The sequence below is a fragment of the Pelagibacterium sp. 26DY04 genome (assembly GCF_031202305.1).
Taxonomy (GTDB): Bacteria; Pseudomonadota; Alphaproteobacteria; order Rhizobiales; family Devosiaceae; genus Pelagibacterium.
In genome coordinates this window covers 2,683,806-2,707,724 of the sequence record NZ_CP101731.1, presented here as the reverse complement: position 1 = coordinate 2,707,724, position 23,919 = coordinate 2,683,806, and the positions used below count along the sequence as shown (strand labels likewise).

General features: G+C 62.6%; 25 protein-coding genes. 24 read left to right on the top strand and 1 reads right to left on the bottom strand.

Annotated elements, in window-relative coordinates; genetic code table 11:
• Positions 1-19: 19 nt before the first annotated feature.
• Genes NO932_RS13385 through NO932_RS13370 form a run of 4 tightly spaced genes read left to right on the top strand, consistent with a single transcriptional unit; the run spans position 20 to position 3,198 of the window.
• Positions 20-955: a sugar ABC transporter permease gene (locus NO932_RS13385; protein WP_309207797.1), complete on the top strand. Its 936-nt coding sequence runs from the start codon at positions 20-22 to the stop codon at positions 953-955.
• Between the two features lie 10 nt (positions 956-965).
• Positions 966-1,799: a carbohydrate ABC transporter permease gene (locus NO932_RS13380; RefSeq protein ID WP_309207796.1), complete on the top strand. Its 834-nt coding sequence runs from the start codon at positions 966-968 to the stop codon at positions 1,797-1,799.
• Positions 1,800-1,804: 5 nt separating this feature from the next.
• The gene (locus NO932_RS13375) at positions 1,805-2,863 is read left to right on the top strand and encodes a sn-glycerol-3-phosphate ABC transporter ATP-binding protein UgpC (RefSeq protein ID WP_309207795.1); all 1,059 of its coding nucleotides are present in this window, start codon (positions 1,805-1,807) and stop codon (positions 2,861-2,863) included.
• A gap of 2 nt (positions 2,864-2,865) precedes the next feature.
• Positions 2,866-3,198: an L-rhamnose mutarotase gene (locus NO932_RS13370; RefSeq protein WP_309207794.1), complete on the top strand. Its 333-nt coding sequence runs from the start codon at positions 2,866-2,868 to the stop codon at positions 3,196-3,198.
• A 4-nt stretch (positions 3,199-3,202) separates the two neighbouring features.
• Here the strand turns inward: NO932_RS13370 and NO932_RS13365 are convergent, their stop codons facing one another.
• A complete protein-coding gene (locus tag NO932_RS13365; protein WP_309207793.1) occupies positions 3,203-4,216 on the bottom strand; it encodes a LacI family DNA-binding transcriptional regulator in 1,014 nt (337 codons plus the stop codon).
• 220 nt (positions 4,217-4,436) lie between these two features.
• Between NO932_RS13365 and NO932_RS13360 the strand changes: the two genes are divergently transcribed.
• The 20 genes from NO932_RS13360 to NO932_RS13265 all read left to right on the top strand — a co-directional run bounded on the left by NO932_RS13360 (position 4,437) and on the right by NO932_RS13265 (position 23,880).
• Positions 4,437-5,525, top strand: a complete 1,089-nt coding sequence (locus NO932_RS13360) for a Gfo/Idh/MocA family oxidoreductase (RefSeq protein ID WP_309207792.1) — start codon at positions 4,437-4,439, stop codon at positions 5,523-5,525.
• Between the two features lie 17 nt (positions 5,526-5,542).
• Positions 5,543-6,457: a sugar phosphate isomerase/epimerase gene (locus NO932_RS13355; protein WP_309207791.1), complete on the top strand. Its 915-nt coding sequence runs from the start codon at positions 5,543-5,545 to the stop codon at positions 6,455-6,457.
• Positions 6,458-6,505: 48 nt separating this feature from the next.
• Complete coding sequence (locus NO932_RS13350) at positions 6,506-7,690, top strand: aldose 1-epimerase family protein (RefSeq protein ID WP_309207790.1); 1,185 nt, start codon at positions 6,506-6,508, stop codon at positions 7,688-7,690.
• Positions 7,691-8,458: an SDR family oxidoreductase gene (locus NO932_RS13345; protein ID WP_309207789.1), complete on the top strand. Its 768-nt coding sequence runs from the start codon at positions 7,691-7,693 to the stop codon at positions 8,456-8,458.
• Positions 8,459-8,525: 67 nt separating this feature from the next.
• The gene (locus NO932_RS13340; RefSeq protein ID WP_309207788.1) at positions 8,526-9,479 is read left to right on the top strand and encodes an aldo/keto reductase; all 954 of its coding nucleotides are present in this window, start codon (positions 8,526-8,528) and stop codon (positions 9,477-9,479) included.
• A gap of 3 nt (positions 9,480-9,482) precedes the next feature.
• Complete coding sequence (locus NO932_RS13335) at positions 9,483-10,358, top strand: amidohydrolase family protein (protein ID WP_309207787.1); 876 nt, start codon at positions 9,483-9,485, stop codon at positions 10,356-10,358.
• Positions 10,355-11,086, top strand: coding sequence for an SDR family oxidoreductase (locus NO932_RS13330; protein ID WP_309207786.1), 732 nt, complete (start codon positions 10,355-10,357; stop codon positions 11,084-11,086). Before NO932_RS13335 ends, NO932_RS13330 begins: the two co-directional genes overlap by 4 nt.
• 23 nt (positions 11,087-11,109) lie before the next feature.
• Entirely contained in the window at positions 11,110-11,952 is an 843-nt protein-coding gene (locus tag NO932_RS13325) for a fumarylacetoacetate hydrolase family protein (protein WP_309207785.1), read from the top strand.
• A 164-nt stretch (positions 11,953-12,116) separates the two neighbouring features.
• Positions 12,117-13,097, top strand: coding sequence for a TRAP transporter substrate-binding protein (locus NO932_RS13320; protein WP_309207784.1), 981 nt, complete (start codon positions 12,117-12,119; stop codon positions 13,095-13,097).
• A gap of 8 nt (positions 13,098-13,105) precedes the next feature.
• Positions 13,106-13,708, top strand: coding sequence for a TRAP transporter small permease (locus NO932_RS13315; protein WP_309207783.1), 603 nt, complete (start codon positions 13,106-13,108; stop codon positions 13,706-13,708).
• 1 nt (position 13,709) lies between these two features.
• The gene (locus NO932_RS13310; RefSeq protein WP_309207782.1) at positions 13,710-14,987 is read left to right on the top strand and encodes a TRAP transporter large permease; all 1,278 of its coding nucleotides are present in this window, start codon (positions 13,710-13,712) and stop codon (positions 14,985-14,987) included.
• Positions 14,988-14,998: 11 nt separating this feature from the next.
• Positions 14,999-16,195, top strand: coding sequence for a CoA transferase (locus tag NO932_RS13305; protein WP_309160504.1), 1,197 nt, complete (start codon positions 14,999-15,001; stop codon positions 16,193-16,195).
• Positions 16,196-16,208: 13 nt separating this feature from the next.
• Positions 16,209-17,258, top strand: coding sequence for a LacI family DNA-binding transcriptional regulator (locus tag NO932_RS13300; RefSeq protein WP_309207780.1), 1,050 nt, complete (start codon positions 16,209-16,211; stop codon positions 17,256-17,258).
• A 13-nt stretch (positions 17,259-17,271) separates the two neighbouring features.
• Entirely contained in the window at positions 17,272-17,721 is a 450-nt protein-coding gene (locus NO932_RS13295; RefSeq protein WP_309160506.1) for a MaoC family dehydratase, read from the top strand.
• Positions 17,722-17,757: 36 nt separating this feature from the next.
• Entirely contained in the window at positions 17,758-18,528 is a 771-nt protein-coding gene (locus NO932_RS13290; protein ID WP_309207779.1) for an enoyl-CoA hydratase/isomerase family protein, read from the top strand.
• Between the two features lie 7 nt (positions 18,529-18,535).
• Complete coding sequence (locus NO932_RS13285; protein WP_309207778.1) at positions 18,536-19,696, top strand: CaiB/BaiF CoA-transferase family protein; 1,161 nt, start codon at positions 18,536-18,538, stop codon at positions 19,694-19,696.
• Positions 19,693-20,832 (top strand): extracellular solute-binding protein, encoded by a 1,140-nt coding sequence (locus NO932_RS13280; RefSeq protein ID WP_309207777.1) that lies wholly within the window; start codon positions 19,693-19,695, stop codon positions 20,830-20,832. The genes NO932_RS13285 and NO932_RS13280 overlap by 4 nt, the downstream gene beginning before the upstream one ends.
• The gene (locus NO932_RS13275; RefSeq protein ID WP_309207776.1) at positions 20,829-21,977 is read left to right on the top strand and encodes a fumarylacetoacetate hydrolase family protein; all 1,149 of its coding nucleotides are present in this window, start codon (positions 20,829-20,831) and stop codon (positions 21,975-21,977) included. Before NO932_RS13280 ends, NO932_RS13275 begins: the two co-directional genes overlap by 4 nt.
• Positions 21,978-22,050: 73 nt before the next feature.
• Positions 22,051-22,638, top strand: coding sequence for an ANTAR domain-containing response regulator (locus NO932_RS13270; RefSeq protein WP_309160511.1), 588 nt, complete (start codon positions 22,051-22,053; stop codon positions 22,636-22,638).
• A gap of 9 nt (positions 22,639-22,647) precedes the next feature.
• On the top strand, positions 22,648-23,880 hold the full coding sequence (locus NO932_RS13265; RefSeq protein ID WP_309207774.1) for a CmpA/NrtA family ABC transporter substrate-binding protein: 1,233 nt from the start codon (positions 22,648-22,650) through the stop codon (positions 23,878-23,880).
• Positions 23,881-23,919: the final 39 nt, after the last annotated feature.

The following is a 23,919-nucleotide window of genomic DNA, read 5'->3' as shown; positions in this document are numbered from 1 at the left end:
TGAGCGGAGGAAATCCTGGATGGTGAGCGCCAACGCATCGACAGCCGAGCCGATGGGCAAGCGCAGCAAGCGCGCGGCGCCGACCATGGCGGGCTCGAAGGCCGAGCGCCGGTTCGCCTTTTTGTTCGTGATGCCGGCGGTGCTGCTGGTGCTGGTGTTCCGCATCATTCCGCTGATCTGGGGGTTCTTTCTCTCGCTTACCGACTGGCGCGGGCTGGGCGAGGCCAATTTCATCGGCATCGGCAACTACCAGCAGATGGTGGGGGATCCAAATTTCCAGGCGTCGATGGTCAATACCTTCGTGCTTCTGGCAACGCTTCCGATCTGGATCATGCTGCCCATGCTGCTCGCCATCCTGATCCATCAGGGGGTGCCGGGCGGCAAGCTGTTCCGCGCCGTCTATTTCTTCCCCGCCGTGCTTTCGAGCGTGATCGTAGGCTCCATCTTCAATGTGGTGCTGCGCTATGACGGCTCGTTCAACGCGCTTTTGGGGATGTTCGGCATCAATGCCGTCGATTGGCTGGGCGATTCCAACACGGCGCTGTTCTCGCTTATCGGCGTTCAGCTCTGGGCGACGTTCGGGATGAGCCTTCTGATCTTTTTGGCCGGTCTGTCCACGGTTCCCAAGGAGATGCTGGAGGCGGCGCGGCTGGATGGTGCCAAGCTGTGGCAGATCTGGGTGTTCGTCATCATTCCCTCGCTGCGTCCGATCATCGAATTCGTCGCGGTGGTGACCACGATCGGCGTGCTCACCAACATGTTCGGGCTGATCTATGTGCTGACCGCCGGCGGACCGGGGACGGCGACGACACTGCCCGAATTTCTCATCTGGCTCGAGCAGGGGCGGCTCAACCGGCCCGGCTATGCGGCGGCGATCTCAATGGTGCTGTTCGCCTTCATGGCCGGGATCGCGTATCTGCAGATCCGCATCATGTCGCGCAACGCCAATCTTTAAGGAGCACGCCATGGCTGCCGCCGGAAAACGGGAAAGACGCATTCTCTGGATATTCGCGCTGCCCATGGCGCTACTGGCGCTCTCTTGCGTCTATCCGGTATATTTCGCGATCAACAACGCGCTCAAGGATAATCGCGGCTATATCCTCGACAGGTTCGGCCTGGTCCAGAACCCGACAGTGAGCAATTTCGTCCAGGCCTGGACGCAGTCGAATCTCGACAGCTATTTCATCAATTCGGTGATCACCACGGCGGGGGCGGTGCTGTTGCTGCTGGTGGTGTCCTCGCTGGCCGGCTTCGCACTGGCCGTGTTGCGCTTCCCCATGCGCCGGCTGATCTTCATCGTGATCCTTGCCTCGCTGATGATCCCGGTGCAGGTGGTTCTGGTGCCGTTCTACCAGACGGTGGTGGGGCTGGGGCTGCTCAATACGCGCATCGGTCTCATCATCTCCTATACGGCTTTGTTCCTGCCGTTCTCGGTCTACCTCATGACCTCGTTCTATGCCGGCCTGCCGCGCGAGCTGGTCGAAGCGGCGCGGATCGACGGGGCCAAGCTCATTCAGGTGTGGTGGTATGTGATGGTGCCCATGGGCAAGCCGGCGCTGATCACGCTTGGCATCCTCAATACGCTTTATTGCTGGAACGACGTGTTGATTTCGCTGCTCGTCCTGCAGGACCAGCGCACGCTGATGGTCGGCATCGCGGCGCTCAGGGGCGAATACACCACCAATGTTCCGCTGCTGTCGGCCGGCATTGTCCTCGCTGCCGCGCCGATCGTCATCCTTTACATCATCTTCCAGCGCCAGATCGTCTCCGGGATCGCCGTCGGCGCTGTCAAAGGCTAGGTTTCATGGCTCAGATCGAACTCAAAGACGTCCGCAAATCCTATGGCGCCACGCCGGTCATCCACGGGGTATCGCTCGGTATCGAGCAGGGCGAATTCGTGGTGTTCGTCGGACCTTCCGGGTGTGGGAAATCCACGCTGCTGCGGATGATCGCCGGGCTGGAGACCATAACCGACGGTGACCTCCACATCGGCGGCAAGCGGATGAACGATGAGGAACCATCCGATCGCGGCGTGGCCATGGTGTTCCAGTCCTATGCGCTCTATCCGCATATGAGCGTTGCCGACAATATGAGCTTCGGGCTGCGCATGACGGGGCGGCCCAAGGCCGAGATCGCCGAAAAGGTGCAGCGGGCCGCTTCGATCCTGCAGCTTGAAAAGCTGCTCGACCGCAAGCCGGCGCAGCTCTCGGGCGGCCAGCGCCAGCGCGTGGCCATTGGCCGGGCCATCGTGCGCAACCCGGACGTGTTCCTGTTCGACGAACCGCTCTCCAATCTCGATGCCGAATTGCGGGTTCAGATGCGGGTGGAGATCGCCAAGCTGCATGGAACACTGGGCAACACGATGATCTATGTCACCCATGACCAGACGGAAGCCATGACGCTGGCGGACCGGATCGTGGTGCTGCGGGCCGGAGTGGTCGAGCAGGTGGGCACGCCCATGGAGCTTTACGAGAACCCCGACAATGCCTTTGTCGCCGGCTTCATCGGCTCGCCGCGGATGAATTTTCTTTCGGCCACGGCCAGTGGTCCCAAAAAGGTGACGCTCAACGGCATCGACATCGCCCTGCCGCATCTGCAGTCCGATTTGGCTGCGGGGCAGGCTTTGCGGCTCGGCGTCCGGCCCGAGCATCTCGATGCGCCGGCGGGTGTCGAGCTGCCGGTCAGCGTCGATGTTTCCGAGCAGCTTGGATCGACCACCTATGTGCACAGCCGGCTCGCCGATGGCGAGGTGTTGATCGCCGAGCGGCGCGGCAGCGCGCCCCGGAGCGGGGAGGCGGCCGTGCTGCGTTTCGATCCGGCCTCGGTGCGGCTGTTCGACCAAGCGGGCGCGCGGGTTCGCTGAACATGGGCCAGCGCATGGGGATGGTGATCGCCGTCAAGCCCGAAAAGCTCGATGAGTACAAGCGGCTGCACGCCGAGCCCTGGCCGGAGATGAACGCCGCGCTCAAGCGCGCCAATATCGCCAACTATTCGATCTTCCTGCGCGAGCCGGAAAACCTGTTGTTCGGCTATTGGGACTATACCGGCGCCGACTATGCCGCCGACATGAAATGGCTCGGCGAGCAGGATGTGACAAGGCGCTGGCTCGCGCTGACCGATGCTTGCCAGATCCGGCTGGAAACGGCGGCTGACGGGGATTGGTGGAGCATGATGCCCGAAATCTTCCACCTCGATTGAGGTTTCACGCCTCGGGAATGTTCTCGCGAAAGATCGCCTGCACCCGTGGGGAAATGGCGGTCCAGTCTTGGCCACGCACGGTGCGGGTGAGCTGGGCCAGCACCTCGCGGGCCTGAACGCGCGGGTTCTGGTCGATGACCACATCCATCGTGCCATCGAGCAGGAAGGACTTGGTGTGCGGCGTGAGATCGTGGCCGACAAAGAGCACGTCTTGCGCGCGCTCCGCTTCCTTAAGCGCGCGTGCGATGCCGCGATTGCCGGCGCCGATATTGTAGATGGCGTCGATGTCCTTCTCGGCGAGAACGGCGCGCGCAACGGCATAGGCGCGGTCCTCCTCGTCGCGGACTTCGGCGGAATCGAGGATGGCGATCTGCGGGAACATCTCGGCCATGACGTGACGGAAGCCCATCTCGCGCTCCTCGTGGCCGCGATAGGCGAATGAGCCGGTGAACATCGCCACGCGCCTGTCGCCCGGACCCAGCATGCGGCCCATGAGATAGCCGGCGAGACGGCCCGCCGAGCGATTGTCGATGCCGATGTAGCCGGCACGGGGGACGTGGTGGATGTCCGACACAAGGGTCACGACCGGCACGCCGCGTTCCACCAGGGCGCGGATAGCCTCGCGCACGAGGGGATGGTCGATACCCACCAAGGCGACGCCGCGACGGGGGCCTTCGAACTGGGTGAGCTTGGCCGCAAGGGCGGACGGCTCGAAGCCGTCGATGATGTGCACGTGGATTGTTGCATTGCCCGGGAGCGGAGCCAGCGCCTCGATATGCTGGTGCAGCTCGCGCATGAAGCTGTTGCTGCCTCCCGGCAGCACGATGTCGAGCGTCAGCGCCTGCTCGGAAGCGAGGGACGGGTGCGGTGCGGAGTCGATATAGCCGAGCCGGATCGCGGCATCGCGCACGGCGAGCCGCGTTCGTTCCTTGACGCCGGGCCGGTCGTTGAGAACGCGGTCGACTGTGGCGCTCGATACGCCTGCTTCCCTTGCGATATCCACGAGCGTTGCCCGCATGCGTCTGCCTCCATTGGGTAGTATCGCTATAGCGTGCAATCGGGGGTCGCATCAACAAAAATGATGTAAAATGATGTAATTACGTTGGCAGAGATGGCCTATTTACCTTAAAAACAGTGCTTGACCGCTTGGGGTTGTTCATTTAGTCCATCAGAAAATGATGGAAAAAGATTAGATCCATCATTCACGAGCTGCATCAGCCTGGCTGGGAGGAGAGGTGATGGAGGCGTTCAAGCTTTCGCCAGACGTAGACGTGCGCGCACGCGATTTTGCCATAGGGTGCATCGGCGCGGGCATGATCATGGCCGACAACCATCTGGAAGCCTACCGGCAGGCTGGCTTCGATGTCGTCGCGATCGCATCGCGAACCGAGAAGAATGCCAGGGCTGTCGCCGAGCGCTACGGCATCAAGACGGTGCACGAAACGCCGGAGGCGCTGCTGGCCGATGCGCGGATCGAGATCGTCGATATCGCCTTTCCGCCCGACCAGCAGCCCGTACTCATCCGCAAGGCTCTGGCGCAGCCGCATGTGCGGGCCATTCTGGCGCAAAAGCCGTTGGCGCTGACGCTTGATGAGGCGATCGCGTTGCGCGACGAAGCCAAGGCGGCGGGCAAGATCCTCTCGGTCAACCAGAACATGCGCTACGACCAGGCGATGCGCGTGCTCAAGCAGATCATCGATGCGGGGCATCTGGGGGAGGTGGTGTTCGCGCAGATCGACATGCATGCCATTCCCCATTGGCAGACATTTCTTGCCGACTACGACCGGCTGACGCTCGCCAATATGGGCGTGCATCACCTCGATATCCTGCGGTTCCTCTTCGGCGAGCCGACCGAGATCACCACCGTGGCGCGGACCGATCCCAGGACAGAGTTCGCCCATTCGGATGGCATCACGGCTTCGACGCTCAAATTCGCCAATGGAGTGATGGCGCTATCGCTCGAAGACGTCTGGAGCGGTCCGCGCGAGGAGGGGTTCGACGACGATATCCACATCCGCTGGCGTGTCGAGGGAACCCATGGCGTCGCCAAGGGAACCATCGGCTGGCCCAATGGCGCGCCTTCGACGCTCAGCTATGCCTCGAAGACGGCGACCGGCGGCAAATGGGTGACGCCGGAATGGGAGACCATGTGGTTCCCGCATGCCTTCATCGGCGTGATGGAGCAACTGCAATATGCGCTCAAGTCCGGCACCGAACCCGAGCTGTCGGTGGCCGACAACGTGCGGACCATGGCGCTGGTGGAAGCCGGTTACCGCTCGATGGCGGAAAAGCGCACCGTGTCGCTCAGCGAAGTTCCAGTGGAATAACAAGGAGGAGACGCAACATGATGCAATTGGGTATTTTTTCGGGATATTTCCCGTACACTCTCGAAGAGACGGCAAAGAAGATCAGAAGCCACGGCTTCAATACCGTCCAGCTCGATCTCCACTTCAAGGATGTCGATCTTTCAGCCGGCCAGATCACCAAGGAAAAGGCCAAACGGGTGCGCGAGACCTTCCGCGATCACGACCTGCCGATCTGCTGCATTTCAGGGTACACCAACATCATCCATCCGGACCGCGACGAGCGGGCGCGCAGGGTTGGGTATCTCAAGGAGATCATCCGCAACGCCCGCGATTTCGGCTCGCCCTACGTCATATCGGAGACGGGGACCTACAACACCGAAAGCGATTGGATGCATGACGATCGCAACAAGACCGAGGAAGGGTTCGAGGAATGCCGCAAGGTGATCGCCGAACTGTCGCAGGAAGCCTATGACCACGGCGCGGTTTTCTTGCTCGAGACATACGTGAACAATGTGGTCGGATCGGTGGAAGAGACGGTCAAGATGTTCGCGCAGGTCGATCATCCGGGGCTGGGGCTGCTGATGGACCCGACGAACTATTTCGAGGCCCACAATATCGATGCGATGGACAAGATCCTGCATCAGGTCTTCGATACGCTTTCGGACAAGATCAAGATCGCCCACGCCAAGGACGTCAAGCGCTCCGGCGAGGACAAGAGCGAAAAGCACGCCGATATCGGCGACGACACCGCTGCTGAATCGCACACGTTCCGGGGCGTGGGGGAAATCGAGTTGCCGGCGCCGGGATTGGGCGAGCTCAACTACGACCTCTACCTCAAGCGGCTGTCGGAAAAGCATCCCAACATTTCGATGATCATCGAACATCTCGAGGAAGCCGACGTTCCGCGGGCCAAGCAGTTCATGGATGGCAAGCTGCGGGCGCAGGGTCTTTGAAGAACGAGGGGCTGCCGATTGCGGCCCCGCCACTACCGAGGGAAACAAATGCCTGAGCTTTATGGACAAACCCTCAGCCGGCGGGATCTGGCGGCGCGGTCGGGGTCGCTCGGCCAGTTTGCCGGGGTGCGGCTGGTGGAATTGGCCGATGGCGTGGAGCGCGGCATCCGCATGCTGGAGTTCCGGTCGGGAACCGGCCTGCGGTTCACCGTTCTGGTCGATCGGGCCATGGACATCGCCGATTGCGAATATCGCGGGCAGGCGATCGGCTGGCACTCGCCGGCCGGGTTCCGGCATCCGGGGCTGCACGAATATGAGGGAGAGGGCGGGCTGGCCTGGGCGCGCTCGTTCTCGGGGCTCATGGTGACCTGCGGGCTGGACCACATCCTGTTCATGAACCAGGTGTCGGCCGATAATTATGTCTATTCGCCCAAGAAAACGGTCAGCCATTCGCTGCATGGGCGGGTGGGCACAATACCGGCAAAACTCACCGGCTATGGCGAGCGCTGGGATGGCGACCGTTGCTTCCTGTGGGCGGAGGGCGTGGTGCAGCAGTCGGCGGTGTTCGGGGAAGATCTTCACCTCATTCGCCGCATCGAGATCGAAGTCGGCAGCAACGACATCATGCTTTCCGACCGGGTGGTCAATCACGGCTTTTACCGAACGCCGCATATGTATTGCTACCACATCAACGTTTCCTATCCGCTGCTCGATGAGGGCGCGCGATATCTGGCGCCGATCGAGGATGTGGTCTGGGCGGCCCATGCCGGCGCCGACTACCGCAAGCAGGGTGTGGGCTACCGCACCGCACCGCCGCCGCAGCTCAATTTCCACGAACAGGTGTGGCAGCATGAATTGGCCGCCGACGCGCAAGGGCAGGTGTCGGTGGCGCTGGTCAACGACCGGATCGGGCTGGGGTTCGAGGTGGTGACACGCAAGGATCAGTTTCCCTGCCTTTACGAGTGGCAGAATTTCCAGGCGGGGCAGTATGCCCTGGGTATCGAACCTTCGACGCATCACGTGCTGGGCAATCTTGCGGCGCGGGAGCGGGGCGAGATGATCTGGCTCGAGCATGGCGACGAGCGGCGCTACGATACTGTGATGCGCATCCTGCCGGACGCAGCGGCGATTTCGGCTGCCGAAGCTCGTATTCGGGCTGTTTCCGGCCAGCCGCAGGATGACTACCCCGAGCCTTCGGGCAACCACAGGCCGATTGCCGGCAGGAGCGCGTAAATGAAAGACCGTTTCGCTTCACTCGAAGGCAGGACCATCCTTTACACCGGGGCAGCCGGTGGACTGGGCCAGCCGACGGTCATCGAAATGCTGGGGCAGGGCGCTCGGGTCGTGGTGCTCGACAATGATGCGACCAAAATCGCGGCCCTTCAAGCTGCCGCTGGGAATGTCGATGCCGAAAGGCTGGTGATCGAAAAATGCGACCTATCCGACCTCGATGGACTTGCCCGGCGCCTCGACGGGCTTGCCGATAGTGTGGGCGGGTTCGATGTGGTGATCAACAATGCCGCCATCTATCCGGCCAAGCCTTTCGAGGATTTTACCATCGCGGAAATCCAGATGGTGCAGCGGGTCAATGTGGATTCGGGCATCGTCTGTGTGCAGGCGGCGCTGCCGCATATGAAGCGGAAGGGCTGGGGGCGGATCATCAATATCTCCTCGATCACCTTCTCGGGTGGCTGGGAGAATTTGACGCCTTATGTTCAGTCCAAGGGGGCGCTGATCGCGCTTGCGCGATCCTGGGCACGTGAGTTCGGGAAATACGGGATCACCGCCAATGCCGTCTCGCCGGGCGCGTTTCCCACCGATGCCGAAAAGATCCATGCCGATCCGGAAGGCTATGCCCGCTTCGTTTTGGATCACCAGGCGATCAAGCGGCGCGGCACGCCCCAAGATATGGCCGGCGTTCTCATGTTCCTGGCCTCGGAGGCCTCGGGTTTTGTGACGGGGCAGACCATCAATGTCGATGGCGGCTGGGTAATGACGTAGCATCTAGTTGATCTATCAGATCAAGTGTGTGATAGGTCAATTATCGTTCCCCAACCTTGAGGAAAACATGTCTCTGGCTCGGGTTGGCTTGGGCTGCGCCAATATTGCCGGCCTCTACGCTCCTGTCTCCGCCGAGGCAGCGCTTCAGGCGCTGGAGGCGGCGTGGGAGATGGGCATAAGGCGCTTCGATACGGCGCCCTTCTATGGGCGCGGACTGTCCGAGCGCCGCGTTGGGGATTTCCTGCGCAGCAAGCCGAAGGCCGAATATGTGCTCTCGACCAAGGTCGGCCGCAGGTTGGTGGCCGAAGGTGGTGCCGAAGCGGTCAGGGATGAACCGGCTGGACCCCTGCCGTTCCGGGTCGAGTTCGACTACTCCCATGACGGGATCATGCGCTCGATCGAAGACAGCTTTCAGCGTCTGGGGCTGACCGAGATCGATACCCTCTATGTGCATGATCTCGGCGCGTTCGCTCATGGGGATGCCGCGCCGGCGCATTTCCGGACGTTCATGGATTCGGGGCTCAAGGCGCTCGAAAGGCTCAAGCGGGAGGGCGTGATTTCCGCCTATGGGCTGGGGGTGAACGAGAATGAAGTCTGCATCGACGTGCTGCGGCGGGCGTCTCTTGATGAAATCCTTCTGGCGGGGCGATTTACGCTGCTCGACCGCACCGCCGAAAGCGAGCTGCTGCCCTTGTGCCTTGAGCGCGGGACGACGATCGTTGCCGGCGGCATCTTCAATTCAGGGATATTGGCGACCGGCGCGTCCGGCGAGGCGTGGTTCAACTACGCACCGGCAAGCGCCGATATCCGACGCCGCGTCGAGGGGATGGAGGCGGTCGTCAGCCGTCATGGGATGAGCCTCGCGCAGGCAGCGCTGAATTTCCCGTTCTCGCATCGGGCGGTGTCCTCAATCCTGATCGGCACCCATAAGCCGGAAAGTCTCAGGCGCAATCTGGAATTGCTGGGTACGCGGTTGCCTCAATCCATGCTCGTCGAACTCGATCCGCTGGTCTTGAGGTAATCGATGACAGACCAATCCGATATTTCGATCATCGATAGCCATTTTCACATCTGGGATCCCGACCGGGGTGATTATGGCTGGCTGACCGGTCCGTTCGCGCCGATACGAAGGGTCTTCATGCCTGCCGATTTCGCCGCCGCCGCCCAGCCGGCCGGGGTGATCGGAGGCGTTCTGGTGCAGACATGGGCGTCGGTTGAAGAGACGCGCGAGTTTCTGGCGCTGGCGGAAGCCAACAGAGAGATCATGGGCGTCGTCGGTTGGGTCGATCTCTGCGCGCCCGATGTGGGCGATGTGCTCGACCAATTGTTGGCGGGGCCGGGAGGCCTCTATCTCAAGGCGGTTCGGCATCTGGTGCATAACGAGCCGGACGCGGACTGGCTCGGCCGGGCTGACGTCCGCAACGGGCTGCAAGCGGTTGCCGAGCGGGGGCTTGCCTATGATCTGCTGATCAGGCCGAGGGAAATTCCCGCTTCCATCGCGCTGGCCAAAGCGATGCCTGAGTTGCGGCTGGTGGTTGATCATATCGCCAAGCCGGCCATCGCTCGCGGTGAATATCGGCAATGGGCGGAACCGTTTGCCGGATTTGCCGAGTTGCCCAATGTCGCGTGCAAATTGTCGGGCATGGTGACCGAGGCCGATCTATCGGGTTGGACGCAGGAACAACTCGCGCCCTATTTCAACCGTGCGCTGGAAATTTTCGGGCCGGATCGACTGATGACGGGTTCGGATTGGCCGGTTTGCCTCGTGGCCACCGACTATGCGGGCGCCATTGACCTGGTCCGTGACGCCATTGCACCTTTGAGCCCGGACGAGCAGCGTGCGGTGCTTCAGACTTGCACAAAACACTTCTATAAGCTCGAACCGGGGAGCGAGACATGACTGATTTGAATGACAAGGTGGTGCTGCTGACCGCCGCAGCCCAGGGGATCGGCGCGGCCAGTGCAAGGGCGTTTGCCGCCGCGGGCGCGCGCGTTATCGCCACCGACATCAACCAAGCCGAACTCGCTAGGCTTGCGGATGTTGCCGGCATAAAAACCGAACGGCTCGACGTGCTCGACGATGCCGCCGTCACCGCGCTGGTGACCAGGATCGGCAGGATCGATGTTTTGTTCAATTGCGCCGGCATCGTTCACAACGGAACGCTGCTGGAGATGGAGGACAAGGACCTCGATTTCGCGCTCGATCTCAACGTCAAGGCGCAGGTGCGGACCATCCGCGCCGTGCTGCCGGGCATGCTCGAGCGTGGCGACGGCGCGATCATCAACATGTCCTCGGTCGCCGGCAGCCCCAAGGGCGTTCCCAACCGGTGTGCCTATTCGATTTCCAAGGCGGCGGTGGTGGGACTCACCAAGTCGATTGCGGCCGATTACGTGACCAAGGGCATCCGTTGCAACGCCATCTGTCCCGGCACCGTCGACAGCCCTTCGCTGCAGGAGCGGCTGCGGGCCATGGGCGACTATGAGACGGCGCGGGCGGCGTTCGTCGCGCGCCAACCGATCGGCCGGATCGGCACGCCCGAGGAAATCGCCGATCTCGCCGTCTATCTGGCGGGAGCAACCTACACCACCGGCCAGATCCACATCATCGATGGCGGCTGGGTGAACTGATCCAATAAGCAGGAGTAGTAGAGATGAAATTGCTGCGCTATGGCGAGGCCGGGGCGGAGAAGCCGGGCCTTCTGGCAGAGGATGGCACGATCCGCGATCTTTCGGCCCATGTGGGGGACATCGCGGGCGAAGTGCTCTCTCCCGAGGGGCTGGCGGCGCTGGCGCGGATCGACGCCGCCAGCCTGCCGGAAGTTTCCGGAAACCCGCGCCTTGGGCCTTGTGTCGCGGGAACCGGCAAATTCATCTGCATCGGGCTCAACTATTCCGATCATGCCGCCGAAACAGGCGCGACGGTGCCGCCCGAACCGATCATTTTCATGAAGGCCACCTCGGCGATCGTCGGCCCTAATGACGATGTGGAAATTCCACGCACATCGGAAAAGACCGACTGGGAGGTCGAGCTTGGCGTGGTGATCGGCAAGACGGCCAAATACGTTTCAGAGGACGAAGCCATGGATTACGTGGCGGGCTATTGCGTGGTCAACGACGTCTCCGAACGCGCGTTTCAGGCCGAGCGCCATGGGCAGTGGACCAAGGGCAAATCCGCCGACACCTTCGGGCCGACCGGACCGTGGCTGGTGACAAAGGACGAGGTTGCCGATCCGCAGAACCTCGCAATGTGGCTCGAGGTCAACGGGCACCGCTACCAGGACGGTTCGACCAAGACCATGGTCTATGGCGTCAGATATCTGGTGAGCTATCTCAGCCAGTTCATGAGCCTGCGGCCGGGCGACATCATCTCCACCGGCACGCCTCCGGGCGTGGGGCTGGGGCAGAATCCCAAGGTATTCCTCAAGGTGGGGGACGTGATGGAACTGGGGATTGAGGGACTGGGAACGCAGCGCCAGCGATGCGTCCAGGCCTGAGCCGGTATCTGTGAGGGTCGCGGAAAAGCGGCCCTTTTCCTTGGCGTTCCCGCCGAACAATCCACAGCGACGTGTAACCGCCACAATCACCTATTGCAGAGCGCGTGCGATAATGTTAGCGCTAACGTGAACGCTAACATCGTTCTTCATCAGGGAGGAATTTCATGAAGCACTATGTCGCTGGTGCCGCGCTGTCGGCTGTCCTGAGCCTGGGTCTTGCCGCCCCGGCCCTGTCGCAGACCGCCACGTTCGGCGGTTCCGACGCTTTGGGATCGCTGTACGACCGGCAGAACCGCATGTTCGTCGATCTGGTCAATGAGCGCTCCAACGGAGAGCTCACGCTCAACTTCATCGAAGGCGAGCAACTGGGCACCGACGTGCAGGTCATCGAGCAGGCCATGGGCGGCGCCGTCCAATTCTATGGCGACGATTTGAGCTGGTATTCCAACTGGGTCGATGACTACGCCATCCTGGGCTGGGGTTTCACGTTCCACTCCAACGACCACATGCAGGCGTTCTTTGAGACCGACACCTACCAGACGATGGCTCAGGAGCTGATCGACGAATATGGCGTGCGCCTTCTGGCGCAGGCGCCTATCCAGCCGCGCCTGACCTTTGCCAATACGCCCATCGAAACGGCGGACGATTTCAACGGCCTCAAGATGCGCGTCCCCGAGATCCCCACCTATCTCCAGCTTTGGCAGACCCTCGGGGCCAGTCCGACCCGCGTGGCCTGGGGCGAGGTGTTCCTGGGCCTGCGCACCGGCGTGATCGAAGCGGCGGAAGGTCCGGTTTCGGCCGCTTACGCCGCCCGGTTCCATGAGGCGGCGCCCTATGTGATCCGCACCGACCACATCCTTACGGCGACCCATATCCTGGTCAACGAAGCCTTCTATCAGTCGCTTTCCCCTGAGCTGCAGGAGATCGTGACCCAGGCGGCGGTCGAGGCGACCGCTTGGGCGCGCGAGCAGGCTGAAGCGGAAACCGACGACATCATCGCCACGATGGAGTCGGAAGGCGCCACGGTGAGCGAAATCGATCTCGAGCCGGTGCGCGAGCGGGCTGTCGAGGCGGTCGAGCGCATCGAGGCCGAAGGGCTCTGGACGCCGGGCCTGTGGCAGTCCGTTCAGGACATGGCCGAATAAGATCGATCATGCGGCGCGGGTCTTCCTCGCGCCGCTTCAATCTGCGCCGGGAGGAGCTGGCAATGGAACTGTTCCGCAAAGGGCTGCGGGTTCTCGAACGCATCGAGATCAGCATCGCCATGGCCCTGTTCGTGGTCATCGTCATCTCGATCTGTGCCCAGGTCGTCAGCCGGTATTTCCTCGGCTCGCCGCTGGTCTGGGTCGAGGAAGCCGCGACCTATGCCTTTATCTGGATCGTGTTCCTGGGCGCGGCCGTGGGGATGAAGCGGCTTTCGCACATCAAGATCGAGGCGCTTTCGCTTGCGGTCTCCGAGCGGGTGCAGGGCGTTTTGCGTCTGTTCGGCTTCATCGTCATGGGGTTCGTCCTCTGGCGGCTGATGCTGGCGGTTCCCGGAGTGATGAGCATCGAGGCGCGCTCCATGTCCGTGTCGCTCCCGATCGCCATTCCGCGCATGTGGTTCTATTCCATGCCCCTCTATGTCTCGGCGATCTCGATGTCGCTGACCCTTATCTATTACGCGATCGCCCAGATCATCGCGCTGGTGCGCGGCACGCCGATGACCTTCATCGACAAGACGGCCCTGGCCGACGGCGCGCGCGAGGGAATCTAAGATGTCCATCGGTATCCTGCTGCTTGCCTTTATCCTGCTCATCGCGCTCGAAGTGCCAGTCGCCTTCGCGATGGTGTTCTCGGCCTTCCTTTTCATCCTGACCGGTCCGGGCCTGCCCGAGCAGATCATCATCCAGCGTATGCCGGGCGGTCTCGACAGCTTTCCGCTGCTGGCCATTCCGCTGTTCGTTCTGGCCGGGCACCTCTTCAACCGCGCCGGGATCTCCGAGCGCATCTTCGATTTCGCCTCGGCGGCTGTCGGTCATCTCAAAGGCGGTTTGGCGCAGGTCAATATCGCCGCCTCGATCATTTTCGCCGGCATGTCGGGCGTAGCCCAGGCCGACGCGGCGGGGCTGGGCGCGGTGGAAATCCGCCAGATGCGCGAGCGTGGCTATTCCGCGCCGTTCGCGGCGGCGGTAACGGCGGCGTCCTCGATCATTGGCCCGATCATCCCGCCCAGCGTCATCATGGTCATCTATGCGGTGACCGCGCAGGTGTCGCTCACCGATCTGTTCCTCGCCGGCATCATTCCGGGCCTGCTGATGGGCCTGTGCCTGATGATCATGGTCTACGTGCTGGTGCGCACCGGCGTGGAGGCGGCGCCGCAGGCGCAGCGCGTTCCGCGCCGCGAATTGCTCCGCACCTTCCTGCGCGCCCTGCCGGCGCTGGCCGCGCCGGTGCTGCTGGTCGTGGGAATGCTCACCGGCGTTGCGACGCCGACCGAGCTTGGAGCGCTGATCGTGCTCTATGCGGCGATTCTGGGCTTCATCAATCGCGCGCTCACCTGGAAGGGGCTGCTCGAAACCCTGGCGATGAGCGCGATCACCACCGGCGTGCTGGTGTTCATCATTGCGGCGGCGTTTCCGTTCGGCTGGTTGATCTCGGTGCAGAACCTGCCCGGCATTATCGTCGGGTTCATGCAGACGCTGACCGAAAATCCGTTGGTGCTGCTTCTGATCCTCAATGTGGTGCTGCTGATCGTCGGGCTGTTCCTCGAAACGACGGCCATCATCCTGATCGCCACGCCCGCCCTGCTGCCGCTGGTGGCTGCCTATGGCATTGATCCGGTGCATTTCGGCGTGGTGATGATCCTCAACCTGCTGATCGGGTCGCTGACCCCGCCATTCGGGGTCATCCTGTTCATCTGCAAGCACATCGCGCAGATCAGCTTCGGGCAGATGATCAAGGCGATCATCCCGTTCTACCTGCCGCTGCTCTTTGTGCTGCTGATGCTCACATTCTTTCCGCAGCTCGTGCTGTGGCTTCCCAACCTCTTTTGATGGAAACGAAAATGTCTGCCGTACTCTCCGGTTACAAGATCATCGACTGCACGATCGCCATGGCGGGGCCGTTCGCGGCCCAGCGGCTTGGCGATCTGGGCGCCGACGTGATCAAGGTCGAGCCCACCAGCGGGGAGTGGCAACGCCATGTCTCGGCCGGCGGGGCGGAGGGCAACCGGATCAATGTTTCCTTCACCGCGCTCAACCGCAACAAGCGCTCGCTTGCCGTCGACCTCAAGCGCGAGGAAGGCAAGGCGCTGCTGCGCGATCTGGTGAAATCGGGCGATGTGTTCATCCAGAACTATCGCCCCGGCGTCGCCAAGCGGCTGGGGGTGGATTACGAAAGCCTCAAGGCGATCAATCCCAGGATCATCTATGTTTCGATGTCGGGCTATGGCGAAGACGGGCCCTATGTGAACTATCCGGGCCAGGACATGCTTCTCCAGGCGATGAGCGGGGCCATGTACAATGTGGGGCGCAAGGGCGAAGCACCGCTCCCTTCGGGCAATTATCTCGTTGACGCCGTTACCGCCTATTCGGCCTTCGAGGGGGTGCTGGCGGCGCTGCTGCATCGCGAGCGGACGGGCGAAGGCCAGAAGGTCGAGGTCAACATGCTCGACTCGATCATCGCGCTGCAGATGCAGGAACTCTCGATCTATACGGTCGGCGGCATTCCCCAGGAGCGGTCGAACGAGCCCGACGGGCACGTCTATATCCGGGCCCCTTATGGGGTGTTCAATACCGCGGACGGCGCAGTGGCGCTGGCCTTTCCGCCGCTCAAGACCTTTGGGCAGATCGCCGATATTCCCGAATTCCTCGACATGGAGGATGGGCGGGATTCCTTTACCCAAAAGGATCTGATCATCTCCAAGACTCGCGAGGCGATGACGCGCAAAACCACTGCAGAATGGCTCAAGCTGTTCCGCGAGGCCGATATCTGGGCTGGACCGGTCTATGGCTATGCCGATCTGGTCGATGATCCGCAGGTTGCCCACAACGGCTCTCTGGTGGAGTACGACCATCCGACCGAAGGCAGGATCAAGACGCCGGGTTTCCCCTATAAGTTCTCGGCCAGCCCGGCCGAAGTGCGTTTCGGCGCGCCGTTGGTGGGCCAGCACAGCACTGAAGTGTTGGCTGAACTGGGCTATGACCAGGAAACGATTGCGAGTCTCCTGGACGCCGGCGTAATCGCCAGCGAACAGGTCTAACCCAGCGAGTTCCATGGCCTCCGACACCGCCCCGCAGAACCGCCGCAAGCGCCGCACGGCCACCAGCCGTGTGACGATGAACGACGTTGCCGCGCGGGCAGGGGTGTCGGCGCAGACGGTATCGCGCGTTTTGCGGCAGCCCGAGCTCGTGGGGGACGAAGTGGCCCGCCGGGTGCGCGAGGCGATCGTCGAGCTGCAATATGTGCCCAACTCGGCGGCAAGCCAGATGGCGTCCAATCGCTCGGGCATCGTGGCGGCGATCATCCCGACGATCTCGGCCTCTATCTTCGCCGAGACCGTGCAGGCGCTTTCCGATGTTCTGGTTCCGGAAGGCTACCAGCTCCTGCTCGGCAACAATGAGTACGACCTGGCCAAGGAGGAAGAGCTGATCCGCTCATTCCTGGCCCGGGGACCGGACGGGCTGGTGCTCTCGAGTACGCATCATACCGAGGTGACCAAGGCGCTGATTGCGGGGGCCAATATCCCGGTGGTCGAGACCTGGGACTGGGAAGACAGCCATCTCGACCTGATGGTCGGGCATTCCAACGTCCAGGCGGCCCGGGCGGTGATGGATCATCTGGTCGAGCGCGGCTACCGGCGTATCGTCTTTGCCGGGGTGACCAATGCCGGCGACTTCCGTGCCAAGGCGCGTCTCAAGGGCTATCGCGCGGCGGTCAAGGCGATAGGGCTCGACACCGAACGCGTGTTGACGCTGACGGGCAAGCCGCTGAGCCTTGCCAGCGGGGCCGAGACCATGAGCCGGGTGCGCGGGGAATTTCCCGAGGCCGATGCCGTGTTTTTCTCCTCGGACGTCTTTGCCGCCGGCGCGCTTTTGCGCTGTGTGCGCCAGGGACTGAGGGTGCCCCAGGATATCGCCATCGCCGGGTTCGGCGATTTCGATTTTTCCGCCCATCTCGTCCCCTCGCTCACCACCGTTTCCGTGCGTGCCGGGGAGATCGGCCGGCATGCCGCCAATCTGCTGCTGGCGCGCATGCGGGGCGAGGCCGTGCCCACGCCCCGCATCGACGTCGGCTTTGAACTGATCGTGCGCGAAAGCACGTGACCAGGATCATCCAATGAAACTTTCCGAACGCAATTATTACGAAGATCTCGATGTCGGCTACAGCTACGAGACGCCGGCCATCACCGTCAGCGAACATCACGTCCTCGGCTTTGCCGGGCTTACCGGCGATTTTGCCGATGTGCATGTGGACGAGCAGTTCGCTCTCGAAATGGGCTTCAAGGGACGCCTGGCACACGGCATTCTGGTGCTGGGGCTGATCGATGCGCTCAAGAACCGCTGTATCGTCCACTTCCACGTGGTTGCTGCGCTCAACTGGAACTGGCGCTTTGCCGGCCCGGTCTATGTCGGCGACCGTTTGCGCGCGCGCCTTACCATCGCCGAAAAACGCCTCACCAAGGCGGGCAATCGCGGCATCGTCACCCTCAATATCGAGGGGATCAACCAGAACGAAGAAACCATCCAGTACGGCACCAACCAGATCATGGTGATGTGCCGGCCTTGAGGCCCGATTTCGCCCTTCCTGCATCGGAACGTTACAATGACTGACACCGTCTCCATTGCCGCTCAAGATCACGTCCGCATCGTGACGCTCAACCGGCCCGAAAAGCTCAACGCCGTCACCCCGGAGATGGCCGAGCGGCTGATCGCCGCCGTCAACGAGTTCAACACCGACGACGACGCGCGCTGCATCATCCTCACCGGGGCGGGTGAAAAGGCATTTTGCGCCGGCTCGGATATCCGCACGCTGGACAATTATTCGACGCCCTGGAACTTCCGCAACCGGCCCGATTATTGCGATGCGCTGCGCGGTCTCACAAAGCCGGTCATCGCGGCGGTCAACGGCTATGCCTTTGGTGGCGGGCTGGAAACGGCGATGACCTGCGATATCCGTATCGCCTCGGAAAACGCCTCTTTCGCCGCGCCGGAAATCAAGCTGGGCTGGATCGGGGGCGGCGGGATGGCGGCGCATCTCAGCCATGCGGTCGGGCCGTCCAACGCGGCGCTGATGATCATGACCGGCGATCCCATCGATGCGCAGACGGCGCTTGCATGGGGGCTGGTTTCCCGGGTCGTTCCGCGCGAGCGGTTGCTGGACGAAGCCATGACGGTTGCGACGGCCATTGCCGCGCGTGCGCCGATCGCGGCGGAAACGGCAAAGGTCAACCTGCGCGCCGCTTACGGCATGTCGATCGAGGATGCGATCACCTATGAGCGCGACCTGCAGACGATCTGTTTTGCGACCGAGGATGCAGCCGAAGGCCGCGCTGCCTTCAAGGAAAAGCGCAGCCCCAATTTCAAGCGGCGCTGAGACGCAAATGCACCCTTCGCACGACATGCCGCTCGATGGGCTGCTGGTGCTCGACCTCAGCCAGTTCCTCTCGGGTCCTTACGCATCCTTGCGGCTGATGGATCTGGGCGCGCGGGTCATCAAGATCGAGCGGCCGGAGAGTGGCGATATCGCCCGCTCGCTCTATCTCAGCGACACCGAGATCGGCGGGGACTCGACGCTGTTCCACGCAATCAACCGCAACAAGCAGAGCCTGGCGCTCGACCTCAAGGACGAAAAGGATCGCGAGACCCTGCGGCGGCTGATCGCCAAGGCCGACGTACTGATCCAGAACTTCCGTCCGGGCGTCATCGAGCGTCTGGGGTTGGATTATGAGCGCGTGAGGCAGATCAATCCACGGCTCGTCTTTGCGTCGATCTCGGGCTATGGCGCCGAAGGGCCCTGGTCGCACCTGCCGGGGCAGGATCTTCTGGCCCAGTCGCGTTCGGGCCTGATGTGGCTTTCCGGCGATGCCGAGCAGGGGCCGGTGCCGATGGGACTGGCGGTGGCCGACATGCTGGCCGGCGCGGCGATCACGCAAGGCGTTCTGGCGGCGCTTGTGCGGCGCGGCATGACCGGCGAGGGAAGCCATGTGGAGACCAGCCTGCTCGAAGTGCTGATCGACCTGCAATTCGAGGTGCTGACCACCCATCTCAACGATGGCGGTCGGCCGCCCAGGCGAGCGGAAAAGAACAGTGCGCACGCTTATCTCGCGGCGCCCTATGGGGTTTACCGCACCGCCGACGGCTATCTTGCCTTGGCGATGACGCCGCTGGGCAAGCTTGCCGATCTCATGGACCTGCCGGCGCTCGCAGCCTATCGCGATGAGCCGCGGGCCTGGTTCACCGAGCGCGACGCCATCAAGGGCATCATCGCGGGCGTTATTGCGGCGCGGCCGACGCAGGAATGGCTCGATCTGTTCGAGCCGGCCGACATCTGGTGCGCCAAGGTGCTCGATTGGCCGCAATTGCTGGCTCATGAGGGTTTCCAGTACCTCGGAATGCTCCAGAAGCTGGGGCGCGACGACGGCATTTCGATCACCACGACACGCTGCCCCATCCGCATAAACGGCAAACGGGCGCTTACCGACCGGGCGGCGCCCAGGGTGGGCGAGCATTCGCGCGCCATCAGGGAGGAATTCGGTCTATGACCATAACGCTCAAAGGGATGACCTGGGATCATCCGCGCGGTTACGACCCGCTGGTTGCGTGCTCGGACCTCTACTGCGCCCGCACAGGTGTGGAGGTCCAGTGGGAAAAGCGCAGCCTGCAGGACTTCGAGTCCTATCCCGTGGAGGAGTTGGCCCGCGCCTATGACCTCATCGTCATCGACCATCCGCATGTGGGGCAGGTGGTGGGCGAAAACTGCCTTGCTCCCCTCGATGTGCCCGAGCGCTCGGAAGAACTCGATGCACTGGCTGACGCTTCGGTGGGACCATCTTTTCCGAGCTATGCCTGGCAAGGGCGGTTATGGGCGTTGCCCGTCGACGCGGCCTCGCAGGTTCAGGCCTATCGTCCCGATCGTGTCGATGGTCCGGCGACTGATCTTGACAGCGTCATGGACTTGGCGCGGGAGGGGCGCGTGCTGTTGCCGCTCAAAGCGCCGCACGCGCTCATGACGTTTTACTCGTTGGCGGCCAATATGGGCGTGCCTTGCGCGGCCGGAGATGGCTTTATCGCGCGGGACGATGGCATCTCGGTGTACGAGACCCTGGCCCAGCTCGTTTCCTATATCAATCCGGTCAATTTCGATCTCGACCCGATCGATGCGCTGGAACGGCTGGCGCGCGCCGATAGCCGGGAAAGCTTGAGCCCGTATGTTTTCGGTTACGTCAACTATGCCCAGGACGGCTTCCGCGATACGCCGGTCCGCTTCGCCGATGTTCCAGCCGTGAATGGAGCCGGGCCGCGCGGGGCGGTTATCGGAGGAACCGGCATGGCGGTTTCGGCCTATTGCCAAAACCGCGACGCTGCTATCGATTTTGCATTCTGGATCACCAGCGCCGAAGTGCAGGCAGGCCCCTACGCCCAAGCTGGCGGGCAGCCGGGGCATCGGAAAGCCTGGGAGAGCGAAGCCGTCAATGCGCCCGTTCGCGGATTTTTCCGCGATACGTTGAAAACGCTCGATCAATCCTATCTCCGTCCGCGGTTCGATGGCTATATGCCCTTCCAGGATGCTGCCTCGCGCCGCCTCAGCGTTGCGTTGGCCAATGGCGAAAGCGCCGGGGCGGTGATCGACGCGCTTTGCGCGCTCTATGACGATTTTGCCAAGGAGCACCTGTCATGACTTTTCTCGAACCCGGACTTTATCTCGGTCGTGTGCAGATGCCGGGGGGTGGATACCCGCGCGTGGTCACCATTCGGGACGGGCAGCTTGTTGACATCACGTCGTCGGCGGCGCCGACAGTGCGCGATATCTGCGAGGGTGAAGACCCGGCAGCCTATGTGCGATCCGCTCCGGGGGAAGCGATCGCTGCGCTCGACGCGGTGATGGCCAATGCCGTTGCTAAGGAAAAGGATGCAAGCCTTCCCACCCTGCTCTCGCCGGTGGACCTGCAGGCAATCAAGGCTTCGGGGGTCACGTTCGTCGTCAGCCTGCTCGAGCGGGTGATCGAGGAGCAGGCCAAGGGCGATCCGGCCAAGGCCGACGCGTTGCGCGGGGAAATGCTCAGCCTCATTGGCGAGGATTTGTCCCAACTCGTTCCCGGCTCGGACGCCGCGATGGCCGTGAAGGCCAAGCTAATCGAGAAGGGTGTCTGGAGCCAGTATCTGGAGGTGGGGATCGGGCCCGATGCCGAGATCTTCACCAAATGCCAGCCCATGGCCAGCGTGGGGTACGGGGCCGAAGTGGGATTGCACCCGATATCGACCTGGAACAATCCCGAGCCCGAGGTGGCGCTGATCGTCTCCTCACGCGGCGGCATTGTGGGGGCCACGCTGGGCAACGACGTCAATCTGCGTGACGTGGAGGGCCGCTCGGCGCTGCTGCTGGGCAAGGCTAAGGACAACAACGCATCGGCGGCGCTGGGACCGTTCATCCGTTTGTTCGAGGGCGGTTTCACCATCGACAGCGTCAAGGCGATGGAGGTGGGACTCGAAGTAAAGGGCGAGGACGGGTTCGTGCTCACCGGTCACTCCTCCATGAGCCAGATTTCGCGTACGCCGGAATCGCTGGTTGCCGCGGCGATCGGCGAGCATCATCAATATCCCGATGGGCTGGTGCTTTATCTGGGCACGATGTTCGCCCCGGTCCAGGACCGGGACGGCGCCGGCAAGGGTTTCACGCACAAGCTGGGCGACGTGGTCACCATCTCGACCCCGGCGCTGGGAGCGCTGGTCAATACCGTCAACCTTTCCACCAAATGTGCGCCATGGACCTATGGCCCCCGGCAGTTGATGGGCGATCTGGCCAGAGCCGGCCTGCTCCAGTGAACGAGGGCGCGGCCGATCTGCCGCGCCTTTAGCCCGATTGCCGGATGATCGAAATCCCGCCATAAGGTGGGGAATGCCGCAGACGCTTTCGATTTTGGTGGTCGACGACAATCGCATCCGCGCCTCGATCATCGAGGATGGGCTGCGCGAGGCCGGCCATGCGCATGTGCACGTCATCACCGAAATCAACGAGGTGGCGGCCCGGATCGGCGAGATCGCGCCCGATGTGGTGATCATCGACCTCGAAAATCCCAATCGCGACATGCTCGAGCATTTCTTTGCGCTGTCACGGGCGTTGCAGCGGCCCATCGCCATGTTCGTGGACAAGGCCGACCCGGGCTCCATCGAAGCGGCGGTCGACGCGGGCGTTTCGGCCTATGTGGTCGACGGGCTGCGCAAGGAGCGGGTCAAACCCATTCTCGACATGGCCATCTCGCGCTTCCGCGCCTTTTCGCGCTTGCGGGAGGAACTGGCCGAAGCGAAATCCGAGCTTGAGAACCGCAAGGCGATCGAAAAGGCCAAGGGCATCCTGATGCGGACCCGGGGGCTTTCCGAGGATGAAGCCTATGCCCTGTTGCGCCGCACGGCCATGAACCAGAACCGCAAGATTGCCGAGATCGCGCAAAGCCTGATCACGGCGGCCGGACTGCTCGAACCCTAGGAGGCGCGCTTGGGACTGACACCCATCACCATCGGCTATGTCCCGCTGCTCGATGCGGCCGTGCTGATCGCTGCCCAGGAGCAGGGGTTTGCCGAGGCCGAAGGGCTCGAATTCGATCTGGTGCGCGAGACCTCCTGGGCCAACATCCGGGACCGCGTGGCGATCGGGCATTTCGACCTTGCGCATATGCTGGCGCCCATGCCGCTCAGCGCCAATCTGGGGCTCACGCCACTCGATGCGCAGATGATCGCGCCCATGGCGCTGGGGCTGGGCGGCAATGCGGTGACGGTTTCCAACGCGGTCTGGGAGCAGATGCGAAGGGCGGGCGCTGGTCCGGGCGTCGATGCGTGGCAGGCCGGACTTGCGCTCAAGCGTGTCATTGCTGCGCGGGCGAAGAACGGGTCGCCGCGATTGCGGCTGGCGGTCGTCCATCCTGAGAGCGGGCACAATTACGAGTTGCGCTACTGGCTGGCGGCTTCGGGGATCGACCCTCGTCACGATGTCGAAATCGTCATCGTCCCGCCCTCGTTCCAGCCCGATGCCTTGGCTGCCGGGCGGATCGACGGCTATTGCGTGGGCGAGCCCTTCAATTCGGTCGCGGCGGCGCGCGGCATCGGGCGCACCGTCACCACAAAGTCTTCGATCTGGCGCTCCAGCCCTGAGAAGGTGCTGGGGACACGGCTGCAATGGGCTGAACGCTATCCCGAACGGCTCGGCGCGATCTTGCGAGCGGTGACGCGGGCGGCACGCTGGAGCGGGGATCCGGCCAATCGCGAAGCGCTCGCGAGGATGCTGGCGCGTGAGGACCGGCTGGGTGTTTCCGATGCGATCCTGATGCGGGCGCTGACCGGCGATCTGATGCTTGGCAGGGGCGAAAATCTCAAGGTCGATGACTTCTTCATTCCCTACGAGCGGGCAGCGAATTTTCCCTGGCAGAGCCACGCACTGTGGTTCTATGCTCAGATGGTGCGGTGGGGGCAGGCGAGCCATAGTGCAGGCAATGCACAGATCGCCGCCCGGACCTATCGGCCCGATCTCTACCGCGCAGCGCTCGCCGGCATGGGCATGGCGGTGCCGTCCGCCAACGCCAAAATCGAAGGTGCCCTCGTGGAGCCGACGGCGCTCGGGGCGCAGGGGGGCATGCTGACGCTGGGCCCCGACGGGTTCTTCGATGGAACGCAGTTCGACCCCGATGATCTCGATGCCTATATTGCTGCGCAATCAGACCTGCCCGCACAATAAGCGCTTTGTAATCACTGCGTAAATTTTGGGCGGATTGCT

Coding starts and splice junctions, on each gene's coding strand:
- NO932_RS13385 (WP_309207797.1), top strand. CDS start 20: ATGGTGAGCGCCAACGCATCGACAGCCGAGCCGATGGGCAAGCGCAGC.
- NO932_RS13380 (WP_309207796.1), top strand. CDS start 966: ATGGCTGCCGCCGGAAAACGGGAAAGACGCATTCTCTGGATATTCGCG.
- NO932_RS13375 (WP_309207795.1), top strand. CDS start 1,805: ATGGCTCAGATCGAACTCAAAGACGTCCGCAAATCCTATGGCGCCACG.
- NO932_RS13370 (WP_309207794.1), top strand. CDS start 2,866: ATGGGCCAGCGCATGGGGATGGTGATCGCCGTCAAGCCCGAAAAGCTC.
- NO932_RS13365 (WP_309207793.1), bottom strand. CDS start 4,216: ATGCGGGCAACGCTCGTGGATATCGCAAGGGAAGCAGGCGTATCGAGC.
- NO932_RS13360 (WP_309207792.1), top strand. CDS start 4,437: ATGGAGGCGTTCAAGCTTTCGCCAGACGTAGACGTGCGCGCACGCGAT.
- NO932_RS13355 (WP_309207791.1), top strand. CDS start 5,543: ATGATGCAATTGGGTATTTTTTCGGGATATTTCCCGTACACTCTCGAA.
- NO932_RS13350 (WP_309207790.1), top strand. CDS start 6,506: ATGCCTGAGCTTTATGGACAAACCCTCAGCCGGCGGGATCTGGCGGCG.
- NO932_RS13345 (WP_309207789.1), top strand. CDS start 7,691: ATGAAAGACCGTTTCGCTTCACTCGAAGGCAGGACCATCCTTTACACC.
- NO932_RS13340 (WP_309207788.1), top strand. CDS start 8,526: ATGTCTCTGGCTCGGGTTGGCTTGGGCTGCGCCAATATTGCCGGCCTC.
- NO932_RS13335 (WP_309207787.1), top strand. CDS start 9,483: ATGACAGACCAATCCGATATTTCGATCATCGATAGCCATTTTCACATC.
- NO932_RS13330 (WP_309207786.1), top strand. CDS start 10,355: ATGACTGATTTGAATGACAAGGTGGTGCTGCTGACCGCCGCAGCCCAG.
- NO932_RS13325 (WP_309207785.1), top strand. CDS start 11,110: ATGAAATTGCTGCGCTATGGCGAGGCCGGGGCGGAGAAGCCGGGCCTT.
- NO932_RS13320 (WP_309207784.1), top strand. CDS start 12,117: ATGAAGCACTATGTCGCTGGTGCCGCGCTGTCGGCTGTCCTGAGCCTG.
- NO932_RS13315 (WP_309207783.1), top strand. CDS start 13,106: ATGCGGCGCGGGTCTTCCTCGCGCCGCTTCAATCTGCGCCGGGAGGAG.
- NO932_RS13310 (WP_309207782.1), top strand. CDS start 13,710: ATGTCCATCGGTATCCTGCTGCTTGCCTTTATCCTGCTCATCGCGCTC.
- NO932_RS13305 (WP_309160504.1), top strand. CDS start 14,999: ATGTCTGCCGTACTCTCCGGTTACAAGATCATCGACTGCACGATCGCC.
- NO932_RS13300 (WP_309207780.1), top strand. CDS start 16,209: ATGGCCTCCGACACCGCCCCGCAGAACCGCCGCAAGCGCCGCACGGCC.
- NO932_RS13295 (WP_309160506.1), top strand. CDS start 17,272: ATGAAACTTTCCGAACGCAATTATTACGAAGATCTCGATGTCGGCTAC.
- NO932_RS13290 (WP_309207779.1), top strand. CDS start 17,758: ATGACTGACACCGTCTCCATTGCCGCTCAAGATCACGTCCGCATCGTG.
- NO932_RS13285 (WP_309207778.1), top strand. CDS start 18,536: ATGCACCCTTCGCACGACATGCCGCTCGATGGGCTGCTGGTGCTCGAC.
- NO932_RS13280 (WP_309207777.1), top strand. CDS start 19,693: ATGACCATAACGCTCAAAGGGATGACCTGGGATCATCCGCGCGGTTAC.
- NO932_RS13275 (WP_309207776.1), top strand. CDS start 20,829: ATGACTTTTCTCGAACCCGGACTTTATCTCGGTCGTGTGCAGATGCCG.
- NO932_RS13270 (WP_309160511.1), top strand. CDS start 22,051: ATGCCGCAGACGCTTTCGATTTTGGTGGTCGACGACAATCGCATCCGC.